At 59.4% G+C, this 21,851-nt stretch carries 21 protein-coding genes; 13 read left to right on the top strand and 8 right to left on the bottom strand.

The window, feature by feature from the left end; genetic code table 11:
* Positions 1 to 10 precede the first annotated feature (10 nt).
* Positions 11 to 832, bottom strand: coding sequence for an enoyl-CoA hydratase (locus ACFORG_RS22660; protein WP_386737869.1), 822 nt, complete (start codon positions 830 to 832; stop codon positions 11 to 13).
* A gap of 53 nt (positions 833 to 885) precedes the next feature.
* Here ACFORG_RS22660 and ACFORG_RS22655 point away from each other — a divergent pair, with 53 nt between their 5' ends.
* Positions 886 to 1,539 carry a histidine phosphatase family protein gene (locus tag ACFORG_RS22655; RefSeq protein ID WP_386737868.1) on the top strand — a complete coding sequence of 218 codons (654 nt, stop codon included), beginning with the start codon at positions 886 to 888 and terminating at the stop codon, positions 1,537 to 1,539.
* 4 nt (positions 1,540 to 1,543) lie between these two features.
* Here ACFORG_RS22655 and ACFORG_RS22650 read toward each other — a convergent pair whose 3' ends face one another.
* Positions 1,544 to 2,539, bottom strand: coding sequence for an NADPH:quinone oxidoreductase family protein (locus ACFORG_RS22650; RefSeq protein ID WP_386737867.1), 996 nt, complete (start codon positions 2,537 to 2,539; stop codon positions 1,544 to 1,546).
* Positions 2,540 to 2,675: 136 nt separating this feature from the next.
* On the opposite strand from ACFORG_RS22650, the gene ACFORG_RS22645 reads away from it, so the two are divergent.
* The 8 genes from ACFORG_RS22645 to ACFORG_RS22610 are packed head-to-tail and all read left to right on the top strand — an operon-like array spanning position 2,676 to position 10,246.
* Positions 2,676 to 3,839: an acyl-CoA dehydrogenase family protein gene (locus ACFORG_RS22645; protein ID WP_386737866.1), complete on the top strand. Its 1,164-nt coding sequence runs from the start codon at positions 2,676 to 2,678 to the stop codon at positions 3,837 to 3,839.
* Between the two features lie 4 nt (positions 3,840 to 3,843).
* Positions 3,844 to 4,959: an acyl-CoA dehydrogenase family protein gene (locus ACFORG_RS22640; RefSeq protein WP_386737865.1), complete on the top strand. Its 1,116-nt coding sequence runs from the start codon at positions 3,844 to 3,846 to the stop codon at positions 4,957 to 4,959.
* Positions 4,960 to 4,968: 9 nt separating this feature from the next.
* The gene (locus ACFORG_RS22635; RefSeq protein ID WP_386737864.1) at positions 4,969 to 5,790 is read left to right on the top strand and encodes an SDR family NAD(P)-dependent oxidoreductase; all 822 of its coding nucleotides are present in this window, start codon (positions 4,969 to 4,971) and stop codon (positions 5,788 to 5,790) included.
* Positions 5,791 to 5,802: 12 nt separating this feature from the next.
* Positions 5,803 to 6,732: an SDR family NAD(P)-dependent oxidoreductase gene (locus ACFORG_RS22630; RefSeq protein WP_386737863.1), complete on the top strand. Its 930-nt coding sequence runs from the start codon at positions 5,803 to 5,805 to the stop codon at positions 6,730 to 6,732.
* On the top strand, positions 6,729 to 7,730 hold the full coding sequence (locus tag ACFORG_RS22625; protein ID WP_386737862.1) for an NAD(P)H-dependent flavin oxidoreductase: 1,002 nt from the start codon (positions 6,729 to 6,731) through the stop codon (positions 7,728 to 7,730). The genes ACFORG_RS22630 and ACFORG_RS22625 overlap by 4 nt, the downstream gene beginning before the upstream one ends.
* Positions 7,731 to 7,733: 3 nt before the next feature.
* Positions 7,734 to 8,384, top strand: coding sequence for a histidine phosphatase family protein (locus tag ACFORG_RS22620; protein ID WP_386737861.1), 651 nt, complete (start codon positions 7,734 to 7,736; stop codon positions 8,382 to 8,384).
* A gap of 11 nt (positions 8,385 to 8,395) precedes the next feature.
* Complete coding sequence (locus ACFORG_RS22615) at positions 8,396 to 9,421, top strand: phosphotransferase family protein (protein ID WP_386737860.1); 1,026 nt, start codon at positions 8,396 to 8,398, stop codon at positions 9,419 to 9,421.
* Between the two features lie 3 nt (positions 9,422 to 9,424).
* On the top strand, positions 9,425 to 10,246 hold the full coding sequence (locus tag ACFORG_RS22610; protein ID WP_386737859.1) for an IclR family transcriptional regulator: 822 nt from the start codon (positions 9,425 to 9,427) through the stop codon (positions 10,244 to 10,246).
* On the opposite strand, the gene ACFORG_RS22605 is transcribed toward ACFORG_RS22610, so the two are convergent.
* Together ACFORG_RS22605 and ACFORG_RS22600 are read right to left on the bottom strand one after the other, a co-directional pair.
* Positions 10,213 to 10,815, bottom strand: a complete 603-nt coding sequence (locus ACFORG_RS22605) for a 2-hydroxychromene-2-carboxylate isomerase (protein WP_386737858.1) — start codon at positions 10,813 to 10,815, stop codon at positions 10,213 to 10,215. The two genes, ACFORG_RS22610 and ACFORG_RS22605, sit on opposite strands and share 34 nt — an antisense overlap.
* Positions 10,816 to 10,844: 29 nt before the next feature.
* A complete protein-coding gene (locus ACFORG_RS22600; RefSeq protein WP_386737857.1) occupies positions 10,845 to 11,450 on the bottom strand; it encodes a glutathione S-transferase family protein in 606 nt (201 codons plus the stop codon).
* A gap of 213 nt (positions 11,451 to 11,663) precedes the next feature.
* Between ACFORG_RS22600 and ACFORG_RS22595 the strand changes: the two genes are divergently transcribed.
* The 4 genes from ACFORG_RS22595 to ACFORG_RS22580 all read left to right on the top strand — a co-directional run bounded on the left by ACFORG_RS22595 (position 11,664) and on the right by ACFORG_RS22580 (position 16,566).
* Complete coding sequence (locus ACFORG_RS22595) at positions 11,664 to 12,413, top strand: enoyl-CoA hydratase/isomerase family protein (RefSeq protein ID WP_386737856.1); 750 nt, start codon at positions 11,664 to 11,666, stop codon at positions 12,411 to 12,413.
* 84 nt (positions 12,414 to 12,497) lie between these two features.
* Positions 12,498 to 13,730: a serine hydrolase domain-containing protein gene (locus tag ACFORG_RS22590; RefSeq protein ID WP_386737854.1), complete on the top strand. Its 1,233-nt coding sequence runs from the start codon at positions 12,498 to 12,500 to the stop codon at positions 13,728 to 13,730.
* The gene (locus tag ACFORG_RS22585) at positions 13,730 to 15,700 is read left to right on the top strand and encodes an acetoacetate--CoA ligase (protein WP_386737853.1); all 1,971 of its coding nucleotides are present in this window, start codon (positions 13,730 to 13,732) and stop codon (positions 15,698 to 15,700) included. Before ACFORG_RS22590 ends, ACFORG_RS22585 begins: the two co-directional genes overlap by 1 nt.
* Positions 15,697 to 16,566, top strand: coding sequence for an acyl-CoA thioesterase (locus ACFORG_RS22580; protein ID WP_386737852.1), 870 nt, complete (start codon positions 15,697 to 15,699; stop codon positions 16,564 to 16,566). Before ACFORG_RS22585 ends, ACFORG_RS22580 begins: the two co-directional genes overlap by 4 nt.
* Here ACFORG_RS22580 and ACFORG_RS22575 read toward each other — a convergent pair.
* The 4 genes from ACFORG_RS22575 to ACFORG_RS22560 all read right to left on the bottom strand — a co-directional run bounded on the left by ACFORG_RS22575 (position 16,563) and on the right by ACFORG_RS22560 (position 21,717).
* Entirely contained in the window at positions 16,563 to 17,330 is a 768-nt protein-coding gene (locus tag ACFORG_RS22575; protein ID WP_386737851.1) for an SDR family oxidoreductase, read from the bottom strand. The genes ACFORG_RS22580 and ACFORG_RS22575 overlap by 4 nt on opposite strands.
* Before the next feature lie 9 nt (positions 17,331 to 17,339).
* Entirely contained in the window at positions 17,340 to 18,104 is a 765-nt protein-coding gene (locus ACFORG_RS22570) for an SDR family NAD(P)-dependent oxidoreductase (RefSeq protein ID WP_386737850.1), read from the bottom strand.
* Positions 18,101 to 19,792 carry a class I adenylate-forming enzyme family protein gene (locus ACFORG_RS22565; RefSeq protein ID WP_386737849.1) on the bottom strand — a complete coding sequence of 564 codons (1,692 nt, stop codon included), beginning with the start codon at positions 19,790 to 19,792 and terminating at the stop codon, positions 18,101 to 18,103. The genes ACFORG_RS22570 and ACFORG_RS22565 overlap by 4 nt, the downstream gene beginning before the upstream one ends.
* Before the next feature lie 167 nt (positions 19,793 to 19,959).
* Entirely contained in the window at positions 19,960 to 21,717 is a 1,758-nt protein-coding gene (locus ACFORG_RS22560) for a SulP family inorganic anion transporter (protein WP_386737848.1), read from the bottom strand.
* Positions 21,718 to 21,851: the final 134 nt, after the last annotated feature.

Below are 21,851 nucleotides of genomic sequence, written 5' to 3'. Positions count from 1 at the left end.
TCCCTATGCCTCAACGCCCTTTGAAGATGGGCGAACGTTTTTCGAGAAAGGCGCGAGCGCCTTCGTTGTGGTCCTCGCTCAGCAAGGTACGGATCATGCGATCTGCTTCCAAGTCGAGCGCCGTCCGAAGGTCCATCGCCTGCGCGCGATTGTGGTTTTCTTTCATGTAGCGCAGCGCCATCGGGGCAAATCCTGCGATCTGCCGCGCTACCGCCATTGTCTCCTCTGGCAGGTCCGCATCCGCAACCACACGGTTGAAAAGACCCCATGCAGCACCTTCGCCCGGAAGAATCCGGCGATTCAGGAAATAGATTTCCTTTGCCAACGCCGGCCCGAGGAGACGGCTCAGAAACCAGCTGCCGCCGAAATCGCCTGACAATCCGATGGCGCCAAACGCCGGGTAAAGAAAACCGCTTTCTCCGCAAATCCTGATGTCACAGGCCAGGGCCAGCGACATCCCCGCACCGGCCGCGGGACCGGGCAAGGCGGCAATGGTGGGCTTTGCATATTCATACAGACGAAGGCTGCAATCCTGCTGTGCGTCTTGCAGTGTGCGGATCATCGTTTCGGCATTCGGGCTCTTGCCGTCGCCAAGTTGGGCGCTCATCGCCTCGACATCGCCGCCGGCGCAAAAGGAACCGCCCGCTCCGGTCAATACAAGTACCCAAACCGATTCGTCCCCTTCGGTCGCTACAAGCATGCGCGTGAGGGCAGGCACCATGTCACCGCTCATGGCATTGCGTTTGTCGGGATTGTTCAGCGTTATCGTGGCCACGCCATCGCTGACACTACACAACAGCAGGTCGGTGCCGGTATCGTACTTCATTGCCATTGCATTTCCTTTCCGCCCCGAAGCAGGATGCGCGCAAAAGGCACGGAGGTTTCATGTCCCGCGAATATCGCCAATCCGTCTATGCGCCGCCTGCCGGTGCTGCCGACCTGTTGCTCGTGCGGCATGGAGAGAGCGAACCGGCACGACCGGGCCAAAGCTTTGCCATGATGCAGGGCCACGGCGACCCCGCGCTTCACCCCGAGGGCGAACGCCAGGCGCGCGCCGTGGCGACCCGGCTCAAGGACGAGCCGATCTCGGCAATCTACGTGACGATCCTGCGCAGAACGCACCAAACCGCGGCGCCGTTGGCCGAAGCGCTCGGGATTTCGCCGAGCGTCGAAGCCGATCTGCGCGAAGTCCACTTGGGCGAATGGGACGGGGGCCTCTACCGCATCAAGGCGGCCGAGGGCGACCCGGCTTTCGCTCGCGCTAAGGCCCGCCAGGAGTGGGGCGAAATCCCCGGCGCCGAGACCACTGCAGCGCTGCATGCGCGCGTTCGGTCCGGGCTGTTGCGCATAGCAGCAGCCCATCCCGACGAACGCGTCGCCGTTTTCGTTCATGGCGGCGTGATCGGCGCCGCGATGGCTGTTGCCACGGGCGCGCAACCATTCGCATTCAACGGGGCCGCCAACGGATCTATCAGCCGCATTGTCATCAACGGCGATCAAATGGTTGTCCGAGGTTTCAACGACGTCACGCATCTTTGACACGTCAGTCCAACGTGATGACGACCTTACCCATCGCTTTGCGTTCCTGCATGAGCTCGAGTGCCGCGGGCACCTCGTCCAGTGGGAACCGCGCAGAGATTCGCGGCTTGATCTTGCCCTCGCCATAAAGCTGAAAGAGATCTGCCATGTTCTCGGCATGCCCTTGCGGCTCACGATAGACCGAAGCCCCCCAGAACACGCCGACGATCTGACACCCCTTTAGCAACGTCAGGTTCAACGGGATTTTGGGGATGCCGGCCGGAAACCCAACAACGAGGTAGCGACCTTTCCATGCCATTGCGCGCAGGGCGGGTTCCGCATAGTCGCCGCCAACCGCGTCATAGACCACATCCACACCTTCGCCGCCCGAGAGGGATTTGATTTCCGCCGAAAACGCCTTTTGCGCATCACGATCCATGTCGCGCGAGTAGATCAAAACCTCGTCTGCCCCATGCTCTTTACAGAAATCGGCCTTTTCCTTGGATGAGACGGCGGCGATCACCTTGGCACCGGCCGCCTTGCCTAGCTCGATGGCAGCGATTCCCACTCCGCCGGCCGCGCCGAGGATCAACAGTGATTCCCCCGGCTGGATCGCGGCGCGGTCCTTGAGCGCATGATGCGAAGTGCCGTAAGTGAAGATGAAACAGGCGGCATCCTCATAGGGCATGGCGTCAGGGATCTTCACGGCTGCGGCCGCTTTCAGCGTGAGATGCGTTGCAAACCCGCCGTGGCCGGTCAGCGCCAGCACGCGGTCTCCGGGGCTGAAGCCTTCGACACCGTCGCCCAGGGCCAACACCTCGCCAGCAACCTCGCCACCCGGTGCGAAGGGGCGCGGTGGTTTCATCTGGTAAAGGTCCCGGATCATGAGCGTATCGGGAAAATTCACCCCTGCCGCATGAACCCTGATCAGGATCTCTCCCTTCTTGGGTTCGGGATCAGGCAGTTCAGTCAACTCAAGGGTTTCCGGTCCGCCAGGAGCCGTGCTCAACATCGCTTTCATTTCTTTTACTCCTCCGTCGCGGTGCAGTCGTACCGCGTTTTGACGTGAAGTCTTGGCACCGGTCAGCATGTTGTCAACCATATCTCGAAATGCAATTCTGCTATGCGAAACGGGATATCTGCTTGTGGGAGGAGACATGGCGGAGGAGACCGAAGCGCTTGCCGCGTTCCGTGCGGAACTGCGTTTGTGGCTTGAGGAAAACTGCCCCGAAACCATGCGGGACGGTCACAATGATGAGGGTAGCATCTGCTGGGGTGGAAAGCAGTGGAAATTCACCTCCGAAGACCAGCGTACCTGGCTAAAACGCTGCGTCACCAAAGGGTATACCGTGCCGACGTGGCCGGTCGAATACGGCGGCGCGGGTCTGAGCCGTGAACAAGAGAAAGTCTTTCACCAGGAAATGGCGCGACTGAATGCGCGCTACCCTTTGCAGAGTTTCGGTATCTGGATGCTTGGTCCGGCGCTCTTGCAATTCGGAACCCACGAGCAAAAACTGCATTATCTGCCTCCGATCGCACGCGGTGAAATCCGGTGGTGCCAGGGGTATTCCGAACCCGGCGCAGGATCCGACCTCGCGAGCCTGCAGACGAAATGCGAAGATCAGGGCGACCACTGGCTGGTCAATGGGCAGAAGATCTGGACCTCTTACGCGGACAAGGCCGACTGGATCTTTGCGCTTGTTCGGACGGACCGGGATGCGCCCAAGCACAAGGGCATCTCATTTGTCCTTATCGACATGGCAAGCGACGGTGTCACCACACGGCCGATCAAGCTGATCTCGGGCGTCTCACCTTTTTGCGAAACGTTCTTTGACAATGTGAAAGTGCCCAAGGAACAGGTCGTCGGCGAGGTCAATCGTGGCTGGGACGTGGCCAAGTACCTGCTTACCCACGAACGCGAGATGATCTCGGCCGGCGGCGGATCCATGGGCTCGGGGAGGGCACTGGGGGCCGTGCTGTCCGATAGCGAGACGGGGTTGTCCGATCCGATCCTGCGCGCAGACGCGATGCGTGCCGAGGTTGATGGCCTTGCCGTTGCTCTCACGCTCGAGCGTTACAAGGATCAGGCCGAGGCAGGACAAGGCGCCGGTGATGCATCGGCCATGCTGAAATACATGGGAACCGAGTTGAACAAGCGAAAGCTGGAGCTTGTCGTTGCCGCCGCCGGCGCGGATGCGTTGACCTGGGAAGACGGTCGTGCAGCCAGTTGGCTGCGGACCAAGGCCAATTCGATCGAGGGTGGCACCTCTGAGGTCATGCTGTCGATCATCTCGAAACGCGTGTTGGGACTTCCGGGGTAGGGTCATGGCCAAGCTAGTAAGGACAGACGAGGAAACCATGCTTGCGGATTCCGCACGCGGGTTCCTTGATGAAAACGCCCCCGTCTCGCACCTGAGACGGATGCGGGACGCGGGGCAGATCTTTGACCGGACCCTGTGGAAACAGATGGCCGAGATGGGTTGGACCGGCATCCTTGTTCCCGAAGAGTGCGGCGGATCCGCGATGGGCCACTCAGCAGCATGCGTGCTTGCGGGCGAAATGGGCCGGACGCTGGTTCAAAGCCCGTTCATATCCACAGCGGTCATTGGGGCTACGGTCTATGCTTCGGTCATGGACACGCGCTCTCGCGACGCGTTGGCGGCCATTGCGAGTGGCGACATGATCGTGGCCCTGGCCATGGACGAGAACGCGAAATTCGACCCTGAACGCATTGACACCAAAGCGGAAAAGGTTGGAAACGGCTACAGGATATCAGGAACCAAACGGTTGGTTCTCGGCGGGGTGTCTGCAGATCGGTTGATGGTTCTAGCGCAGACGGAAAACGGCCCGACGCTGTTTGAGATTTCTCCAGACTCACAAGGCGTCGCTCGGGATGGCTTGCAGATGATCGACAGTACGGATGCCGCGGATATCCGGCTTGATGCCGTCGAAGTGGACGGTGATGCCGTCCTCGGTGCGCTGGGTGGTGCCATGGATGTCCTCGAACCCGCATTGCGCGCTGGTCAGGCCGCCTTGGCCGCAGAGATGACCGGATTGGCCGGAGGCGCGATGGCAATGACGGTCGCCTACCTGAAAGACCGCAAGCAGTTCGGCGTGCCGATTGGCGCGTTTCAGGCACTGCAGCACCGCGCCGCGCATCTTTGGTGTGAGTGTGAGGTCACTGCTTCGGCCGTGTTGAATGCCGGTAGGCTGCTGGACGAAGACCCGGATAACGCCCAGATGGCCGTTTCATTGGCCAAGGCACGGGCCACAGACACCGCGCAGTTGGCGGTGCGCGAAGGCGTGCAGATGCACGGAGGAATAGGCATGACTGACGCCTTTGACATGGGCTTTTTCATGAAACGCGCCCGGGTCGCCGCAGAATGGCTTGGCGACTATGGGTACCATGCAAACATCGTCGCGCAAGCGCGTGGATTCTAAGGATTAAACATGACACCCGAAACACTCTTCTCGCTGCCCGGAAAAACGGCACTCGTTACCGGCGGTGCGACCGGGATCGGTCGTATGGCGGCCGAAGCCCTTGTGCGCGCCGGAGCGCGTGTTCTCATCGCGTCCCGCAAGGGTGACGCCTGCGAAGCGGTCGCAGCGGAATTGAACGCGCTCGACGCACCCGGAACAGCCGAAGGGTTCGCAGGGGATGTCGGCAGCGAGTCCGGGATCGATGCCTTGCTGCAAGAGGTGAAAGCGCGGACCGAAACGCTTGATATCCTGATGAATAATTCCGGTGTTACATGGGGTGCGCCGCTGGGACAGTTTCCCCATCAGGCATGGGAAAAGATCATGTCGGTCAATGTTGCCGGCGTGTTCGACTTGACCCAGAAGCTTCTTCCGATGCTTATCGCGTCGGGCAGTGCTGATGACCCGTCGCGCGTCGTCAATGTCGGTTCGGTCATGGGAGAGATACCCATGGGCGACGGGGCGTACAGCTACGCCGCGTCAAAGGCCGCAGTCATGCATATGAGCAAAATCCTGGCCAAGGAATTGTCGGGCAAAAACGTCACTGTTAATTCCCTCGCACCAGGTCCTTTCGTATCGAAGATGACGGCGTTTGCCACCGCGGATGAGAAAGTGCGGGCAAAGGTGGCGCAGGACGTTCCGATGGGGCGGGTTGGACGTGACGAAGATGTGGCTGGTTCCGTGTTGTTCCTGTGCGGTCGTGGAGGGGCCTATGTGACCGGAGCGATCATCCCGATTTCAGGCGGTATCAACGTGATGTCCGGCCACAACATATTTGAAAAAGCACTGCAGTAGAAAGGCTTGGGGATGGAAATTCGTTTTGACGACCGCGTTGCCATCGTCACCGGCGCTGGGACGGGCCTTGGCCGCAGCCATGCCTTGGGGCTGGCCGCGCGCGGGGCCAAACTGGTCATCAACGATCTTGGTGCCGCAACCGACGGATCGGGGCGCAACGAAAGCGCCGCCGGTGCCGTGGTCCACGAGATCCGCAAGGCGGGTGGCGAGGCGATCGCTCATGGGGCGGATGTGTCGAACGAGGCAGAGGTCCAGGACATGGTCGACAAGACCCTCTCGGAGTGGGGACGGGTCGATATCGTCGTGAACAACGCCGGCATTCTGCGCGACAAGAGCTTTGCCAAGATGACGATGGCGGATTTTCGCAAAGTCGTGGACGTTCACCTGATCGGTAGCGCCAATGTAACCCACGCCTGCTGGCCCGTGATGCGAGAGCAGAAATACGGACGTGTGGTGCTCACGTCGTCCGGTTCGGGCCTTTACGGGAATTTCGGGCAGTCGAACTATGGCGCAGCAAAGGCGGCGATGGTCGGGTTGATGAACGTTCTGCACCTTGAGGGCGCGCGCGACAACATCCGCGTGAACACGCTGGCGCCGACCGCCACAACACGCATGACCGAGGACCTGCTGCCATCGGAGGCCGCACAGCTGCTTGCCCCCGAGACGATCACGCCCGGTCTTTTGTTTCTCGTGAGCGAAAACGCCCCATCGCGGGTGATCCTTGGGGCCGGCGGCGGGTGTTTCGCGCAGACCCGAATTTACGAGACAGAAGGGATCGAGTTGGCCAGCGGCGAGATCACGGCGGAAGAGGTTGCCGCTAGCTTTGCCGAGATATCGGACCCCGACGAACAGGCCGAACTGCACGACGCCTTTTCGCAAACACGCAAATATGCCCGCAAGGCCGCAGAGGCACGCGGCATGAACCTCAATTGGGGAGAATGATCATGGCCCGCGACGATTCCCATCTTCCAGAGAAGCTGCGAGGGCTTCGTATCCCGCTTATCGGCTCACCGCTGTTCATCATCTCCAATCCGGATCTAGTGATTGCACAATGCAAGGCGGGCATCATAGGTGCTTTCCCGGCTCTGAATGCGCGCGAGGGCGAAGGCGAGCCGCCATTGCTTGAAGCATGGCTGAAACGGATCACCGAAGAGTTGGACCGCCACAACCAGGACAACCCCGATACCCCTGCCGCGCCCTTTGCCGTGAACCAGATCGTGCACCGGTCGAACGCGCGGCTCGAACGGGATCTGGAAATCTGCGTGAAGTGGAAGGTGCCGGTCTGGATCACGTCCCTTGGCGCGCGCGTCGAAGTCAACGAGGCGGCGCATTCCTGTGGGGGCGTCGTACTGCACGACATCATAAACGACACCTTTGCGAAAAAGGCGATCGACAAGGGTGCTGACGGATTGATTGCCGTGGCCGCCGGCGCAGGCGGACATGCGGGCCAGCAATCCCCTTTCGCCCTGATGCGCGAAATCCGCGCATGGTTCGACGGTCCTGTTGCGCTCTCAGGTGCGATCGCCAGTGGCGAGGCATTGCTGGCTGCCCGCGCCTTGGGCGCGGATTTCGGATATATGGGCTCTCCCTTCATTGCCACGCATGAGGCAAATGCCGACGAGGCTTACAAGCAGATGATCGTCGATTCCACGGCCGAGGATATCGTCTATTCCTCGCTCTTCACCGGAGTTCACGGAAATTATCTCAAGGGCTCGGTGGAACGAGCGGGTCTTGACCCGAACAACCTGCCCGAAGCAGACCCTTCATCGATGAACTTCAGCTCCGGTTCGTCCAAGCCGAAAGCGTGGAAAGAAATTTGGGGTTCAGGCCAAGGGATCGGCGACGTCAAGAAAGTCACGTCCGCCGGAGCCTTGGTCGACAGGATAGCTGGGGAATATGACATCGCCGGTCGCCGCTTGGCCGCAGAGTTTGCGACCTGAAACATGGCCGAACTACTTGTAATACGCCACGCGCAGGCCTCTTTCGGTGCCGACGACTATGACAAGCTCAGCCCCTTGGGCCATCAGCAATCGCAAGTGCTTGGTGATCTGCTGCGCAAGGCAGGATGGGAGCCGGACCGCTTGGTCACCGGCACCCTGACGCGGCAGAAAGAGACCCTCCGTTCCATGGGGTTCGAGGCCGTGCCGGAAGAGCATCCCGGCTGGAACGAATACGATTTCCACGACCTTTTGCGCGTCAAGCATGGTGGCGTGATCCCCGATATGGTCCAGCACGACCGCAAGACACACTTTCGTACACTGAAGTCGGTTTTGCGCGAATGGCAGAAAGGCGGTATCGAAGGTGCCGCGGAAACATGGGCTGCGTTCTCGGCCCGGCTCGAAGCCGCACGCGCATTCGCTACCGACACGGCCGCGCGACGTGTGCTGGTGGTCAGTTCGGGAGGAGCCATCGGCCAACTGGTGGCATCTGCCCTGGGCACAACGCCTGAACAGATGATCGCATTAAATCTGCAGGTCAAGAACACTTCGATGACCCGCTTCGTCTTCAATGCGAGAGCTTTCACCTTGCATGAATTCAACAGCACCCCGCATTTCGCGACGCCCGAAGGCGCTGAATTGCTAACCTACAGCTGAGGAGGCTGCCAATGTCCGACACGCAAAATCTCGACATGGATGCGGTCGATGCTTATCTTGCCCGCCACCTCGAAGGATACCAGGGCCCGCTCGAGGCAAAGAAATTCGACAATGGACAGTCGAACCCGACATTCCTGCTTAAAACACCAACCAGGAATTATGTGTTAAGGCGCAAGCCGCCGGGCACATTGCTGAAATCTGCACATGCGGTCGATCGTGAGTTTCGGGTGCAAAGCGCGCTTGCGCAGACGAATGTCCCGGTCGGAAAGGTGTACTTGCTCTGCGAGGACGACGCGGTCATCGGGTCCGCCTTTTACGTGATGGAACATCTCGACGGGCGCAATTTCAACGAGCCGACGATGGAGGGAGAAAGCAACGAAACCCGTGCCGCCGTCATTGACGAGATGAACCGTGTACTTGCCGAATTGCACATGGTCGACATCGATGCGGTTGGACTGTCTGACTACGGCCCGCCGGGAAACTATTTCGAGCGTCAGATCGGTCGCTGGACCAAGCAATACCGAGCTTCGGAAACAGCGGCAATCCCGGCCATGGACGCGTTGATAGAAGCGCTGCCTGATGCGATGCCCGAAGATGATGGCCAGCGAACGCTGGTGCATGGAGATTACCGCATCGACAACATGATTTTCGCAAAAGACAGCCCTCGTTGCCTTGGCGTGCTGGACTGGGAGTTGTCGACGATCGGCCACCCATATGCTGATCTTGCAGCGGTAATCATGCAATGGCAGATGCCGCCGGGCAAGGAGGGAAGGGGCCTTGCGGATATCGATCGTGCCGCGCTTGGCCTGCCCAGCGACGAAGAGTTCATCGCACGGTATTGCGAGCGCCGCGGCCTGCCCGGGATTGACCGTTTCGGTTTCTACCTTGCCTTCACCTTTTTTCGCATGGCTGCGATCATCCAGGGCGTCTACAAGCGCGCGCTGGATGGCAACGCGTCGAACCCCGAGCGGGCAAAACGCCTTGGTCAGTTTGTGGACGTGTTCGCCGAAAACGGTCTGAAAGCACTGAAAGGGTAGGCAATGATCAGCCCGGACCTGCCCGAGGACCCGAAGGATCGTAACTTCGTCACCGCGCTCGCCCGAGGGCTGGACGTCTTGCGCTGCTTTGAGCCGGGTGAGACGCGGCTGACAAACCTCGATCTGTCTCTAAGGACCGGATTGCCGCGACCGACGGTCTCGCGCCTCACTTACACCTTGTGCCGCTTGGGCTATCTCGAGCAGGAACGCGAAGGGGGCGCATACACGCTGGGTGTTGGCGTCCTGAAGCTGGGGTTTGGTGTGTTGGCCGGCCGCGACATTTGCGATCGCGCGCGCGATGTTCTCCGTGATCTGCGCAGCGGTCCCAATTCCTACATCACTGCCGGGCTGGGAGAACCCTATCGCGCCGAGATTGTCTATATCGCGGTGCATCGCTCGCGCGAGGACGTTGCCCTAGCCATGCATGTTGGCGCGCGCTTGCCTCTGTTCCGCTCGGCAATGGGACGGGCGGTTCTGGGCGCAATGTCCCAAGATGAGCGGGAGCATGCGATCCGTGCAGGGTGCGATGACCAAGGCCTGAACGAGGCGGAGCTGAGGGACACGGCAGAAAGGGCAGCAAACGAATACGCGAACCAAGGGTTCTGCACCAGCTACGGTGATTGGCGGCGCGACGTGAACGCGGTAGCTGTGCCCGTGCGCTCGCTGAACGGCAGTCGCATCTGGGGGCTCAACGCGGGTGGACCCAGCTTTCATGTCAGCCGAGAAGAGCTGGAGCACCACTACGTCGGCGAGTTACGGAAAGCCGCAGAGATACTTGGCCTCAATCCCGGTCAGGCGTCGGACAGTTCGACCTCAAGCTCATAAATCGCTTCCTTGCCGAAATACGGCTCGTCACCAAGAAATATCATGGGCGCCCCGAAAACACCGCGCTCGACTGCGGCTTCGGTGGCCTTGAGCAAAGCTTGTTTCACTTCGGCACTTTGTACGGCCTCCATTACTTCGCGTGCGGGCAAGTTACGCTCCCGAAGAACATCCGTGATGACCGAAGGGTCGTCCATTTTCTGTCCGTGGACCCATATCGCGTCGAACACCGCGTTGATGTAGTCACCCTCCCAAGGCTTGCCTTGCGCGTGCATGGCGCCACGCATCAACGACAGCGTATTGATGGGAAAATGCGGGTTCATATAGAACTTGATCTCGTGCCTTCTTGCGAACCTCTGCGTTTCGCGTTGATAATACGCGAGCTTGTGCCGGATGCCGCCGAAAGCCTCCATCGGGCTTCGATTTCCGGTTGCCTTGAACACACCTCCCAACAAGATCGGCTTGTAGGCTATGGAGACGCCCAAGCGCCGGGCGAGGGGCGGCAAGGCCTGATGCGCAAGATAGGCATTGGGACTGCCGAAATCGTAGTAGAAATCGAGTGTCTTGCTCACCGTGTCGCCTCCTCGTTGGGTCCACCGCCTTAAAGAGCCAGTGCTTTTTGAAGTGCCGGGCGCGATTTCAGGCGCTCGACATATGGTGGCAGGTTTGGCTTGTCGGAAAAATCTGCCCCCAGGCGTTCGGCGACGATGACAGAATGCCCGGTCATTATGTCGGCTGCCGAGAACTCTCCTGCAAGGTAGTCCCGGTCCGCCAACCGCTTGTTCACCGCCATCAGCATCTGGTTCAATAGTTTCGTCGCTCGTTTCACATTGAGTTCGGTGCGACGTTCCGGTGGCAGCAGGACCGTTTCGACAACGATGCTGTTGATCGGGGGCATGATCATGCCCTCACAATAGTGCAGCCACTGAAGATAATCGGCAAAGGCCGGCGTGCCTGTCGGGGGTTGCAGCTGTCCGTGGCCGTAGATCGCGAGGATGTACTGAACGATGGCGCCGGATTCGAAGATGCGGATCTCGCCATCTTCGAGCGCCGGAACGCGCCCCATCGGATGGATGTCGAGATAGTCAGGCTCTCGCATTGCCTTGTCGCCGAGCGTAAATCTCTCGATCTCGTAATCGAGCCCCAACTCCTCCAGGAGCCAGGCGATTCTGACTGCGCGGCTGTTTGGCGCAAAATAGAGTTTCATGGGGCCTCCCTGCCGCAATGCTCTGGCGCGGCTGTCTTCCGACGCCGCGCGCCGTCAACCTATGGGCGACACCTTGGCCCTGTCAACGGAGGAACCGTGCCGGACAATTCGCGGAGGAACCCAAGGTCACATTGCAATGAACGTCTTGGGGTCTCGACGCATCCGAGCTTGCGCGGTTAGGCTTCGAACAAGCAACGAGATGGGGGAAATCGAATGACAGAAAAGACATGGTTGGAGCGGCGGGATCACTCCGATGGAGTCACCGAAATCTGCCTACAGCGCGCACCGGTCAACGCGCTATGCCCCGAGTTTCTCATGGATTTCGCGCAGATGGTCGAGGACCTTGAACGCGACTCGACCGTTGGTGCGATCGTCATCACCAGCGATTTCAAGGTTCTGTCGGCGGGCCTCGACCTGAAAGAGGCGCAAACCTATGACCTCGAACAGCAGCAGGCTATCGTCCACGGACTGAACATGGGCTTCTTGGCTCTCTTTTCATGCCCGAAGCCCACCGTGTGCGCGGTCAACGGCGCGGCCATTGCCGGCGGCCTGTTCTTCGTACTGGCCTCGGATTTGCGTGTCGCGCACCCATCGGCAAGGCTTGGCCTTGCCGAGGTCAGGGTCGGAGCTGATTTTCCGGTCGGCCCCATGGAGATTGCGCGCTCGTCCCTCGACCCGAACACCCTGCGCCGCCTGATGCTAACGGGGCATCCCATGTCGGCAGAGGACGCGTTGCGTTTTGGAGTAGTGGACGTGATAGACGAGAAAACTCGCGAGCGTGCGCTCGTCGAGGCGGCACGGCTCGCCCAGAACCCACCGGGGACCTATGCCGCGATCAAACGCCAGATCCGGAACGCCACCATCCAAGACATCGAACGTGCCGCAGCCCATGGTGCGAATGCACCAAAAGGCGGCTGGTTCAACGATGAAACCCGCGCGGCCATGGCGCGCATGATCGGGTGAGATGCGTATTCCTACGTAATTCCATCCCTTCGGGTCAGCGGTGAGACTTGTACGCAGGTCTGGCGGATGAGGAGGACACCCCGAATGAATGACACCAGCGTTGCGCGGCTCGATCCTGCGCGCATGCAACGTATCGCGGACTGGATGGAGCGATATGTCGAGGCTCGAAAATATGCTGGCAGCGCAATCCTCGTCTTTGAAGGCGGGACAGAGCGCTATTTTCATGCGTGTGGCCTTCGTAGCATCGAACAGGGCCTGCCATGGCAACGGGATACCGTGGCGCGGATCTATTCGATGACCAAACCGGTCACCTCTCTTGCCGTCATGATGCTGGCTGAACGCGGACTGTTTCACCTCGATGCGCCGCTATCGCAGTTCCTGCCTGCATTTGCAGATCTGCAGGCGCTGGTGCCGGGGGCCGAGCGGATCGATCAGACCGAACCCGCCAACGCCCCAACCTTGCATCATCTTTTGACGCATACTTCTGGTTTGAGCTATCCGTTCAATCCCGGTGTGCTTGCTCACGAGATGGACGAGCGAAAGATCATGTTCAATCCCAATCAGGGGATTTTGGCGGACATGGTGGATCGCGTGGCAGAACTGCCCTTGGCGTTCCAACCGGGCGCTCATTGGGAGTATTCGGTCGGAATCGATGTTCTTGGCCGCGTTGTCGAGGTGGTCTCCGGAAAGTCTCTTGGCCAGTTCTTTGCCGAGGAGATTTTCGCGCCCTTGGGGATGAGCGAGACCGCGTTTCGCGTGCCCGAAGGAACTGGCGACCGTTTTGCATCGCTCTATACCCCGCTTGCCGGAGACGCGATGGCTTTGAACGCGGCCAAGGCAGGCGGCGAGTCGTTGCGCCTTGTGGACTCCGTCGGAGACTCGTCCTTTGAAACGACGGACATGCATTCCGGCGGTGGTGGCTTGGTCGGCACGATTGACGATTACATGCGTTTCGCCGAGATGCTGCGCCTTGGTGGCGTTTTGGACGGGCAGCGTATCATCGGTTCGTCTACGCTCGACTTCATGATGCGCAACCATCTTCCCGGCGATATCGCTTCGATGGGTCCGCAAAGCTTTGCCGAGCAGCCCATGGATGGCGTAGGCTTCGGGCTTGGCGGCGCGGTGGTTATCGACCCGGCCCGCTCACGCACACCGGGCTCGATCGGTGATTTTAGCTGGGGTGGCATGGCTTCGACCTTTTTCTGGGTAGATCGCGAGAAGGATCTGTCGGTCGTGTTCTTCACCCAATTGTCACCGTCGAGTTCTTATCCCTCCCGCGCCGAATTGAAGGCGCTTGTTCACGGAGCTCTTGCTTGATGTCAGATCCCCGCCCTGTTCTTTGGACCCCCAGTGTCGAACGCGCCGAGGCAAGCCGCATGGCAGAGTTCATGCGCTGGCTCGAGTCGGAAAAGGGCCTGTCCTTTGACGATTATAACGGCCTCTGGCGATGGAGCGTTGAAGACCTCGAAGGGTTCTGGCAGGCGATTTGGGAATTCTTCGACCTGAAGGCGAGCGCGCCGCATACCCGGGTTCTTGCAAAACGCAGCATGCCCGGGGCCGAGTGGTTTCCCGGCGCAAAACTCAACTTCGCCGAGCAAATGCTGCGGCAGACCGAGAAAACACCCGATGGCCCGGCGTTGATCGTTCGGTCCGAAACCTTCGGCCGCAAGGAACTGAGCTGGCAGGAACTGTCGGAGCAGGTCGCCAGCGTGGCCGCCACTCTCAAAAAGATGGGCGTGGGGCAGGGCGATCGTGTGGTGGCCATTCTGCCCAATACCGAAACCGCGATGATCGCCGCACTCGCGACCATGAGCCTTGGCGCCATCTGGTCGCTCTGTGCGCCCGATATGGGCCATGTCGCCATCCTCGACCGTTTTCGCCAGATCGCGCCCAAAGTGCTCATCGCGCAGGACGGTTATGTGCATGCCGGTCGAATGGTAGATCGACGAGACGTGATCGAGACGATCCGGAACGGGCTGCCTACGGTCGAGCGAACCATCATCGTGCCTGTAGCCGGAGATCTGCCGCACGGCACAACCGACTGGAGCACGCTGACCACCGGGAAGGCCGGGCTGGAGTTCGTGCAGGTCGAATTCGACCATCCACTTTGGGTCGTCTATTCCTCGGGGACGACCGGCAACCCGAAACCCATCGTTCACGGCCATGGCGGTGTTCTCATCGAAGGTGCCAAAAAGTCTCTTCACCTCGACCTGCGCGCCGAGGACAGGTTCTGCTGGCTGACATCTTCGGGGTGGATTATGTGGAATGCGCAATTGTCGGCATTGGGGCAGGGCGCAACGATCATACTGTATGACGGCGCTCCGAACCATCCTGACATGCTGGCAGTCTGGCGGTCTGTTTCCGAAGAGCGGGCGAATTACTTCGGCGTGGGCGCAGCCTATATCACGGTCTGCGCCAAATCCGGCATTCGTCCGCGTGATGAGCTGGATCTGTCGGCATTGCGGGCCGTAGGCGCGACCGGGTCACCGCTGACCTCGGATGGCTACGATTGGATCTACGATGCCGTCGATCCAGATATCTGGCTCGCGCCGATCTCGGGCGGCACGGATATCTGCGGCGCTTTTGTCGGCGGCAACGTCATGCTGCCAGTGCGGGCGGGTGAGATGCAATGCCGGTACCTGGGCAACGCCGTCCGCAGTTTCGACCCCGACGGCCGCGAGCTGATCGGCGAAGTGGGTGAGCTTGTCTGTACCGAGCCGCTGCCGTCGATGCCCCTGTTTTTCTGGGGTGACGACGACGGGTCGCGCCTGCACGAGAGCTATTACGATACCTATCCCGGCGTCTGGCGGCACGGTGATTGGATCGAGATTACGCCCGAGGGTGGGTCGGTCATCTATGGCCGGTCGGATGCCACGATCAACAGAAAGGGCCTGCGATTGGGCTCTTCCGAGATCTATCAGGCTGTCGAGGGTCTCGACGAGATACTCGACAGCCTCGTCGTGGACCTGGAATTCCTTGGCCGCGAAAGCTTCATGCCACTGTTCGTCGTGACCGCTACCGGGCTGGAACTCGACGATGCTTTGCGCGAGAAGATCGCGAATGCCATTCGACAGTCGGTTTCGGCACGTTTCGTTCCCAATGAAATCGTGCAAGTGGCCGAGATCCCACGCACACTCTCCGGCAAGAAGTTGGAGGTTCCCGTCAAGAAACTGCTATTGGGCGGTGACCCGGGAACTGTGGTCAACCGCGACTCCATGGCCAACCCTGATAGTTTCGAAACATTCATCGCGTATGCAAAAGCGCGAGAGGCAAAGGAAAACGCATGACTGACGCCGAAGAGCGCCTGCTGGATCTGCTCGACATCGAGCGCCTTGAGGTTGACCTGTTCCGCGGTACGGGCGCGGGGGGCGAAACACCAAACCGGATCTATGGCGGGCAGGTCATCGCACAGGCACTTGCCGCGGCCTATCGAACGGTAGACGATCGGTTGTGCCATTCCCTGCATGCGTATTTCATCCGGCCCGGCGACCCGTCTATCCCGGTTGTTTACGAGGTGGATCGGTCGCGCGATGGCGGTTCATTCACCACAAGGCGCGTGGTCGCCATTCAGCATGGCCGGCAGATACTCAACATGTCGGCTTCCTTTCATGTCGAGGATGAAGGGTGGGATCATCATCATCCGATGCCCAAAGTTCCGGCGGCCGATACCCAACCGACAAGGAACGAGTGGTATGGGAAATTTGTTGACCGAATTCCAGAGGGTTACCAAGGAGAGTTCATGCGGCCTCGTCCAATCGACATCCGCGAGGTCGAACCGCGTGACCTGTTCGACCCCGATCCAACCGAAGACCGCAACCATCTATGGTTCCGCATGATGGCAGCCGAGGGAACGGACCCAAAGACGCAGCATATTCTGCTGGCCTATGCGTCGGACATGGCGTTGCTGTCCTCGGCGCTCAGGCCGCACGGGCTGAGTTGGTTTCGCGGCGATGTGAACGGCGCCAGCCTGGACCACGCGATGTGGTTCCATGCGCCGATCCAGTTCCAGGACTGGCACCTTTACACGATGGAATCGCCCTGGGCCGGTCGCGGGCGAAGCTTCAACCGAGGCTCAATCTACGCACAAGATGGCACGCTGGTGGCATCCGTCGCGCAAGAGGGGTTGATGCGCCGCCCGCGAAAGCGAACTTAAAGTTCGCCGCCGAACTGCTTGTTCAGCTTTCGCATTCCGCCAATCCAACGATCGTAATCCGCAGTCTTCATGCGGATGTAGTCGAGAACCTTGGGGTGCGGCAGGACAAGGAATCGTTCCTCTCGCAAGGTTTCCACACAAGCGTCTGCAACCGCTTCCGGCTCCAACATACCATCGATCGCGGCCACCGACTCTTCGTGACCCGCTGTCATGGCCGAACGAACCGCTTGCGGGCACAAGACCGAAACCTTAATGCCTTTATCTCCGTAGGTCAGGGCCAGCCATTCGGCCAGGCCAACGGCGGCATGTTTCGTTACCCCATAGGGTGCGGCACCGACTTGGTTCAACAGCCCCGCAGCCGAGGAAGTGTTCAGGAGATAGCCGCCGCCGCGGGCGATCATCTTGGGCACCATGTGACGCGCAGCCCAGACATGTGACATCACGTTGATCTCCCAGATGCGCTGCCATTCCGCGTCCGGCACTTCGACCCCTCCGGCAGTCAGGATCCCGGCATTGGAACAAAACAGGTCTATCGGTCCAATACGATCCTCGGTGAAATCGATCAACTCCTTGATATCGGCCTCACTGCCAACGTTGCACGCGCGACCAATACCGCCGATCTTGTCGGCCACCTCTTGCGCGCGGTCGCCGTCAAGGTCAGCGCAGACGACGCGCGCCCCCTCGGATGCGAAGCGTTCGGCCATGCCGCGACCAATTCCGCCGGCAGCACCGGTGATCACGACGATCTTGTCTTTCAGTTCCATATCAGTCCTTTACGTCCACATGTTCGACCCGCCACAGACGGTCAACGCCTGTCCGGTCATGTACCTGCTTGCATCCGAGGCCAGGTAGACCGCCAGCCCTCGGAAGTCTTCTGGTTCACCAAGACGGCGCAGCGGTATATCATTGCTGATCCTTTGCTCCACGCCCGGATCCTCCCAGAGTTTGCGCGCGAATTCCGTTCGCACAAGGCCGGGGCAAATCGCGTTCACGCGGATTCCGCTTGGCCCGTATTCGACTGCAAGATTTCGCACGAGGCCAATCAACGCCAGTTTCGACATGCCATATGTTCCAAGCGTCGTGGAGGCTTTGAAGGCCCCGATCGAGCTGGTGAACATCATGGAACCAGACCCTTTCGCAATCATGTCCGGCGCGACGAGACTTGCCAGCCAGAGATTTGATTGCACATTCGCCTGCATCGTTTTTTCATAAGCTTCATCAGAGATTTCCGACGTCGGACCGAAATACGGATTTACCCCGGCATTCCCAACGAGGATGTCGATAGCACCGGCTTGGTCGCGAGCGGCCTCGACAAGGCGGGCGATGTCGTCCTTTTTCCCGACGTTTGCTGCAATCGGGACGGCACGGCCGGTTTGCTTCGCGTTGATCGCTGCGGCAGCGCGGTCCAGATCCTCTTGCGTACGGGAGGAGATCACGACCGTCGCGCCGTGTTCAGCCAGCGCCTCGGCCATTGCCAGTCCCATGCCACGAGACGCGCCCGTCAACAAGGCGACACGTCCGGTAAGGTCGAACATCATGTTGTTTTCTCCATGTCGGCGATGCTGCTGGCGCGAATAGCGCGCCGGTCAATCTTGTCCGTGGCGCCGCGGGGCAGGGGCTCTGCCTGGACCCAGATGCGCTCGGGTATTTTAAACTTGGCAATTCGCCCGCTCAGGAACTCTGCAATGGTGTCACACGTCAACTGCGTTCCTGGGGGGGCTTGAATTGCCGCGCCGACCGTTTCTCCCAAGCGTGGATGCGGAATGGGAAACACGCACGCCTCCAGAACATCGGAATGATGGTGCAGAGAGCCCTCGACGTCGAGGCAGGCGATGTTCTCGCCGCCTCGGATGATGATGTTCTTCTTGCGATCGACGATGGTAATCAACCCCTCGGCGTCAATCTTGGCCAGATCGCCAGTTCGCAGCCAGCCGTCCTGCATGGTTTCTGCCGTCGCCTCTGGTTGATTGATGTAGCAGCGCATGTTGGTCACGCTCTTGACGGTCATTTCCCCGACTTCACCCGGCGCAACGTCTCGGCCCTGATCGTCGACAAAGCGGACTTCTTGCAGCGGTGGGTATAGTCGTCCGGCCACGTCAGGATTCTCGCGATATTCCGGCCCCGACAAACCTATGCCAAGCGCGTTGGTTTCGGTCATTCCCCAACCAGTAGCAGCCTCGGCCGCGGGAAAAGTCTCGTGCAGTTCGGCAACTTGCGCCGCTGGTCGCTTCGCCCCTCCAGACACCATTTGGGTAAGCGTTTTCAATTTCTTTCCAGCGCTTTGAGCGGCGATCCTAAGATCCGCAGACTGAGTTGGAACACCGACAAAGCGCGTTACTTCTTCCTGCTCGATCAAGCGGATTGCAGCCTCAGCATCCCATTTTTCCATCAGAACGACCTTGGCACCGGCCGCGATGCTCAAAAGAAAACTCGGATGCGTTGCTGTTACATGAAACAACGGCGTCGTTATCAGCGTCACGGGACGCACCGACGGTGCGTCGGACGGGTCTGGTGGCGTTACCATCGGGGCGATCACGGCCTGCAGTAACCACGTATACACCGCGTTCATGGCACCTCGGTGCGTTAGCACCACGCCCTTTGGAAGGCTGGTCGTACCCGAGGAATACATGATGGCAAAATCTGAATCAGGGTCTATGCGATAAGTGGGCACCGAAGGTGCTTCATGTCGCAGGAAACTGTTTTGAAAAGAATTTTCCGGGTCCTGAGTTTCGACGTCGTAGAGAACGAGACTATGCTCGGATTGACGCAGTCGGTCCATTCGGGCGGTGTCAGCGAAAACAATGCGTGCGCCGGTATCTTCAAGCGCAAAATCAAGTTCATCACGCATCCACCAGGCGTTCAGGAACACGACAACGGCGCCAAGCGAAGAAATCGCCATCATGAGGATGAGCATCTCCGGACAATTTCGCATCGCCAAGGCCACGCGTTTCCCGTCGCGAACACCATGCTCATGATACAGCGCACGCGCGACACCATCGACATCGCGACAGAATTCGTCATAGGTCCAACGCCGCACCCCATGTACGAGGAAATCGGCGGCACCGTCGCCCTGAGCCTCACGGCTTGCCGACAGTAGATTCCGCAAGTCCTGCGGAATGTTAGTGAACACGGGGTATTCGACACCCCGAATGCACTCGGTTCCAGTGGCAAAGACGGGGTTTGTCGCCAATACATGGGCGACCGCGTCCTGAGCCGACATAGCCATACGCGTTCCTCCCATCGCGGTCCGACCTCGGTTGAGGGAGACTAGTATGGCGGATGCGCCGTGCCAAGCCAGCCGGTCAGAATGACGTAAGGCTCTGTTTTGGTACGCATGTAATTTTTACATAATCATGATTACACACTTAATCCTGATCGATTACCTAAATGGTGTCATGCCGCCTTTGACGACGTCAGACTGGTCCAAGCGTCATATTGAGACAGGAAGACCTGCCCCGTCATCCCATCAATGAAGTGGCTCGTTTGCAGCCGATCCATAACTGGACCCTTCACTTCACTCAGGTGCAACGTGACACCCATATCATGGAGGCGTTCGTTTATCGCTTCGAGGGATTCCAGCGCACTCAGATCGATCTCGTTGACGGCCGAGCACATCAGGACGACATGGCGGATATCTTCGCGGCTGCGATGAACACGTGCAAGGATCAGGTCCTCCATCCTGCGCGCATTTGCGAAGTATAGGTTTTCGTCGATGCGCAGTGTCAGGATGGTCGGATCCGTCTTGACCCTATGCCGGTAGATGTTTCGAAAATGCTGACTGCCGGGTACGAGGCCTACTTCGGCAACATGAGGGCGCGAGGTTTTCCAAAGGAACAAGAGCAGAGAGATCGCCACGCCACTTGCAACGCCAACCTCGACGCCAAAGCCGAGCGTCAGGACGATGGTCGCGAAAACGGCCGAGAAATCTGCCTTGGAGTAGCTCCACGCCCTTGTCAGGATCGAAAAGTCGACCAGGCTCAACACGGCGACGATGATTGTCGCTGCAAGAGTGGCCTTGGGCAGGAAATAAAGCAGCGGCGTCAGGAACATAGCTGCGAACAACAGGCCGACCGCTGTGAACGCGCCGGCGGCTGGCGTTTCGGCACCGGCATCGAAGTTAACCACCGAACGCGCGAAACCTCCCGTCACAGGATAACCGCCCGATACAGCTGAAGAGATGTTCGACGCCCCAAGCGCGATCAACTCCTGGTTCGGATCGATGCGCTGCTTGCGTTTCGAGGCCAGCGTTTGCGCGACAGACACGCTTTCGACATATCCGATGATCGAAATGAGGACGGCCGGACCGGCCAAGGCCTGGATCAGGTCAAGCCCGAACGTGGGCAGACCCAAAGGCGGCAGTCCCGTTGGCACTTCTCCGACCACGGACACACCTTGGCCTGGCAGGTTCGCGATCCAGGCAACCAATGTCGTTCCGATCACGGCAAAGACCGGCCCGACACGTGCAAGCGTTGCGGCCCGGCCAGCATCCATTCCCATGCGGTTCCGCAGAAAACGGGCCATCCCGTTGCGCACCCAGAACAGGAACGCCAGAGCAAGAACACCAATGATGAGGGTTGGATAGTTGATCTGGCCAAGTTTGGCGCCAATCGATCCGATCAATTCCGGCAAGGCGTGGCCATGCGCGTCGACGCCCAGAATGTGCTTCAACTGGCTTATGGCGATGAGAATGCCGGATGCGGTGATAAACCCGGCAATAACCGGATGGGACAAGAAGTTCGCGATGAATCCCAGCCGCAAGACCCCCATCGCCAGAAGGAAAAGGCCGGACAATAATGCAAGCAGCCCTGCAGCAGCAACGTATTCCGTGGTTGTATCAAGACCCAAGGGTGCCAGCGCAGACGCTGTCATAAGTGAAACAACGGCGACCGGCCCCACGGCAAGCGAACGGCTTGTTCCGAAACTGCCATATGCGACCAAAGGCAAAATCGAAGCATAAAGCCCGACTTCTGCCGGTAGTCCAGCGAGCAGCGCATAAGCCAACGACTGCGGGATCAACATGATTGTTACGATGACAGCGGCAGTCAGATCGCCGGTGAACTGTGCCTTGGAGTAACTGCGGCCCCAATCAAGAACCGGCAGAACGCCACGGATGGCACGTCCTGCGGCCTTTCCAAAATCCAAGGTGTTCATATCTGTCCCCTGCCCTTCATCCGTACTTTGCCGCCAACACATTCACTTTGATGAATACATATGGTGGGCGTGACGCAATGTGAACCCCAAAAAGAAAATGACGCGCCCTGTTTGCAAGGCGCGTCATTTACGTT

Origin of the sequence: Lutimaribacter marinistellae (assembly GCF_042648365.1) — a bacterium.
GTDB lineage: Bacteria > Pseudomonadota > Alphaproteobacteria > Rhodobacterales > Rhodobacteraceae > Lutimaribacter_A > Lutimaribacter_A marinistellae.
Note: the sequence above shows the minus strand (reverse complement) of the source record. Positions and strands in the feature narration are given on the sequence as shown.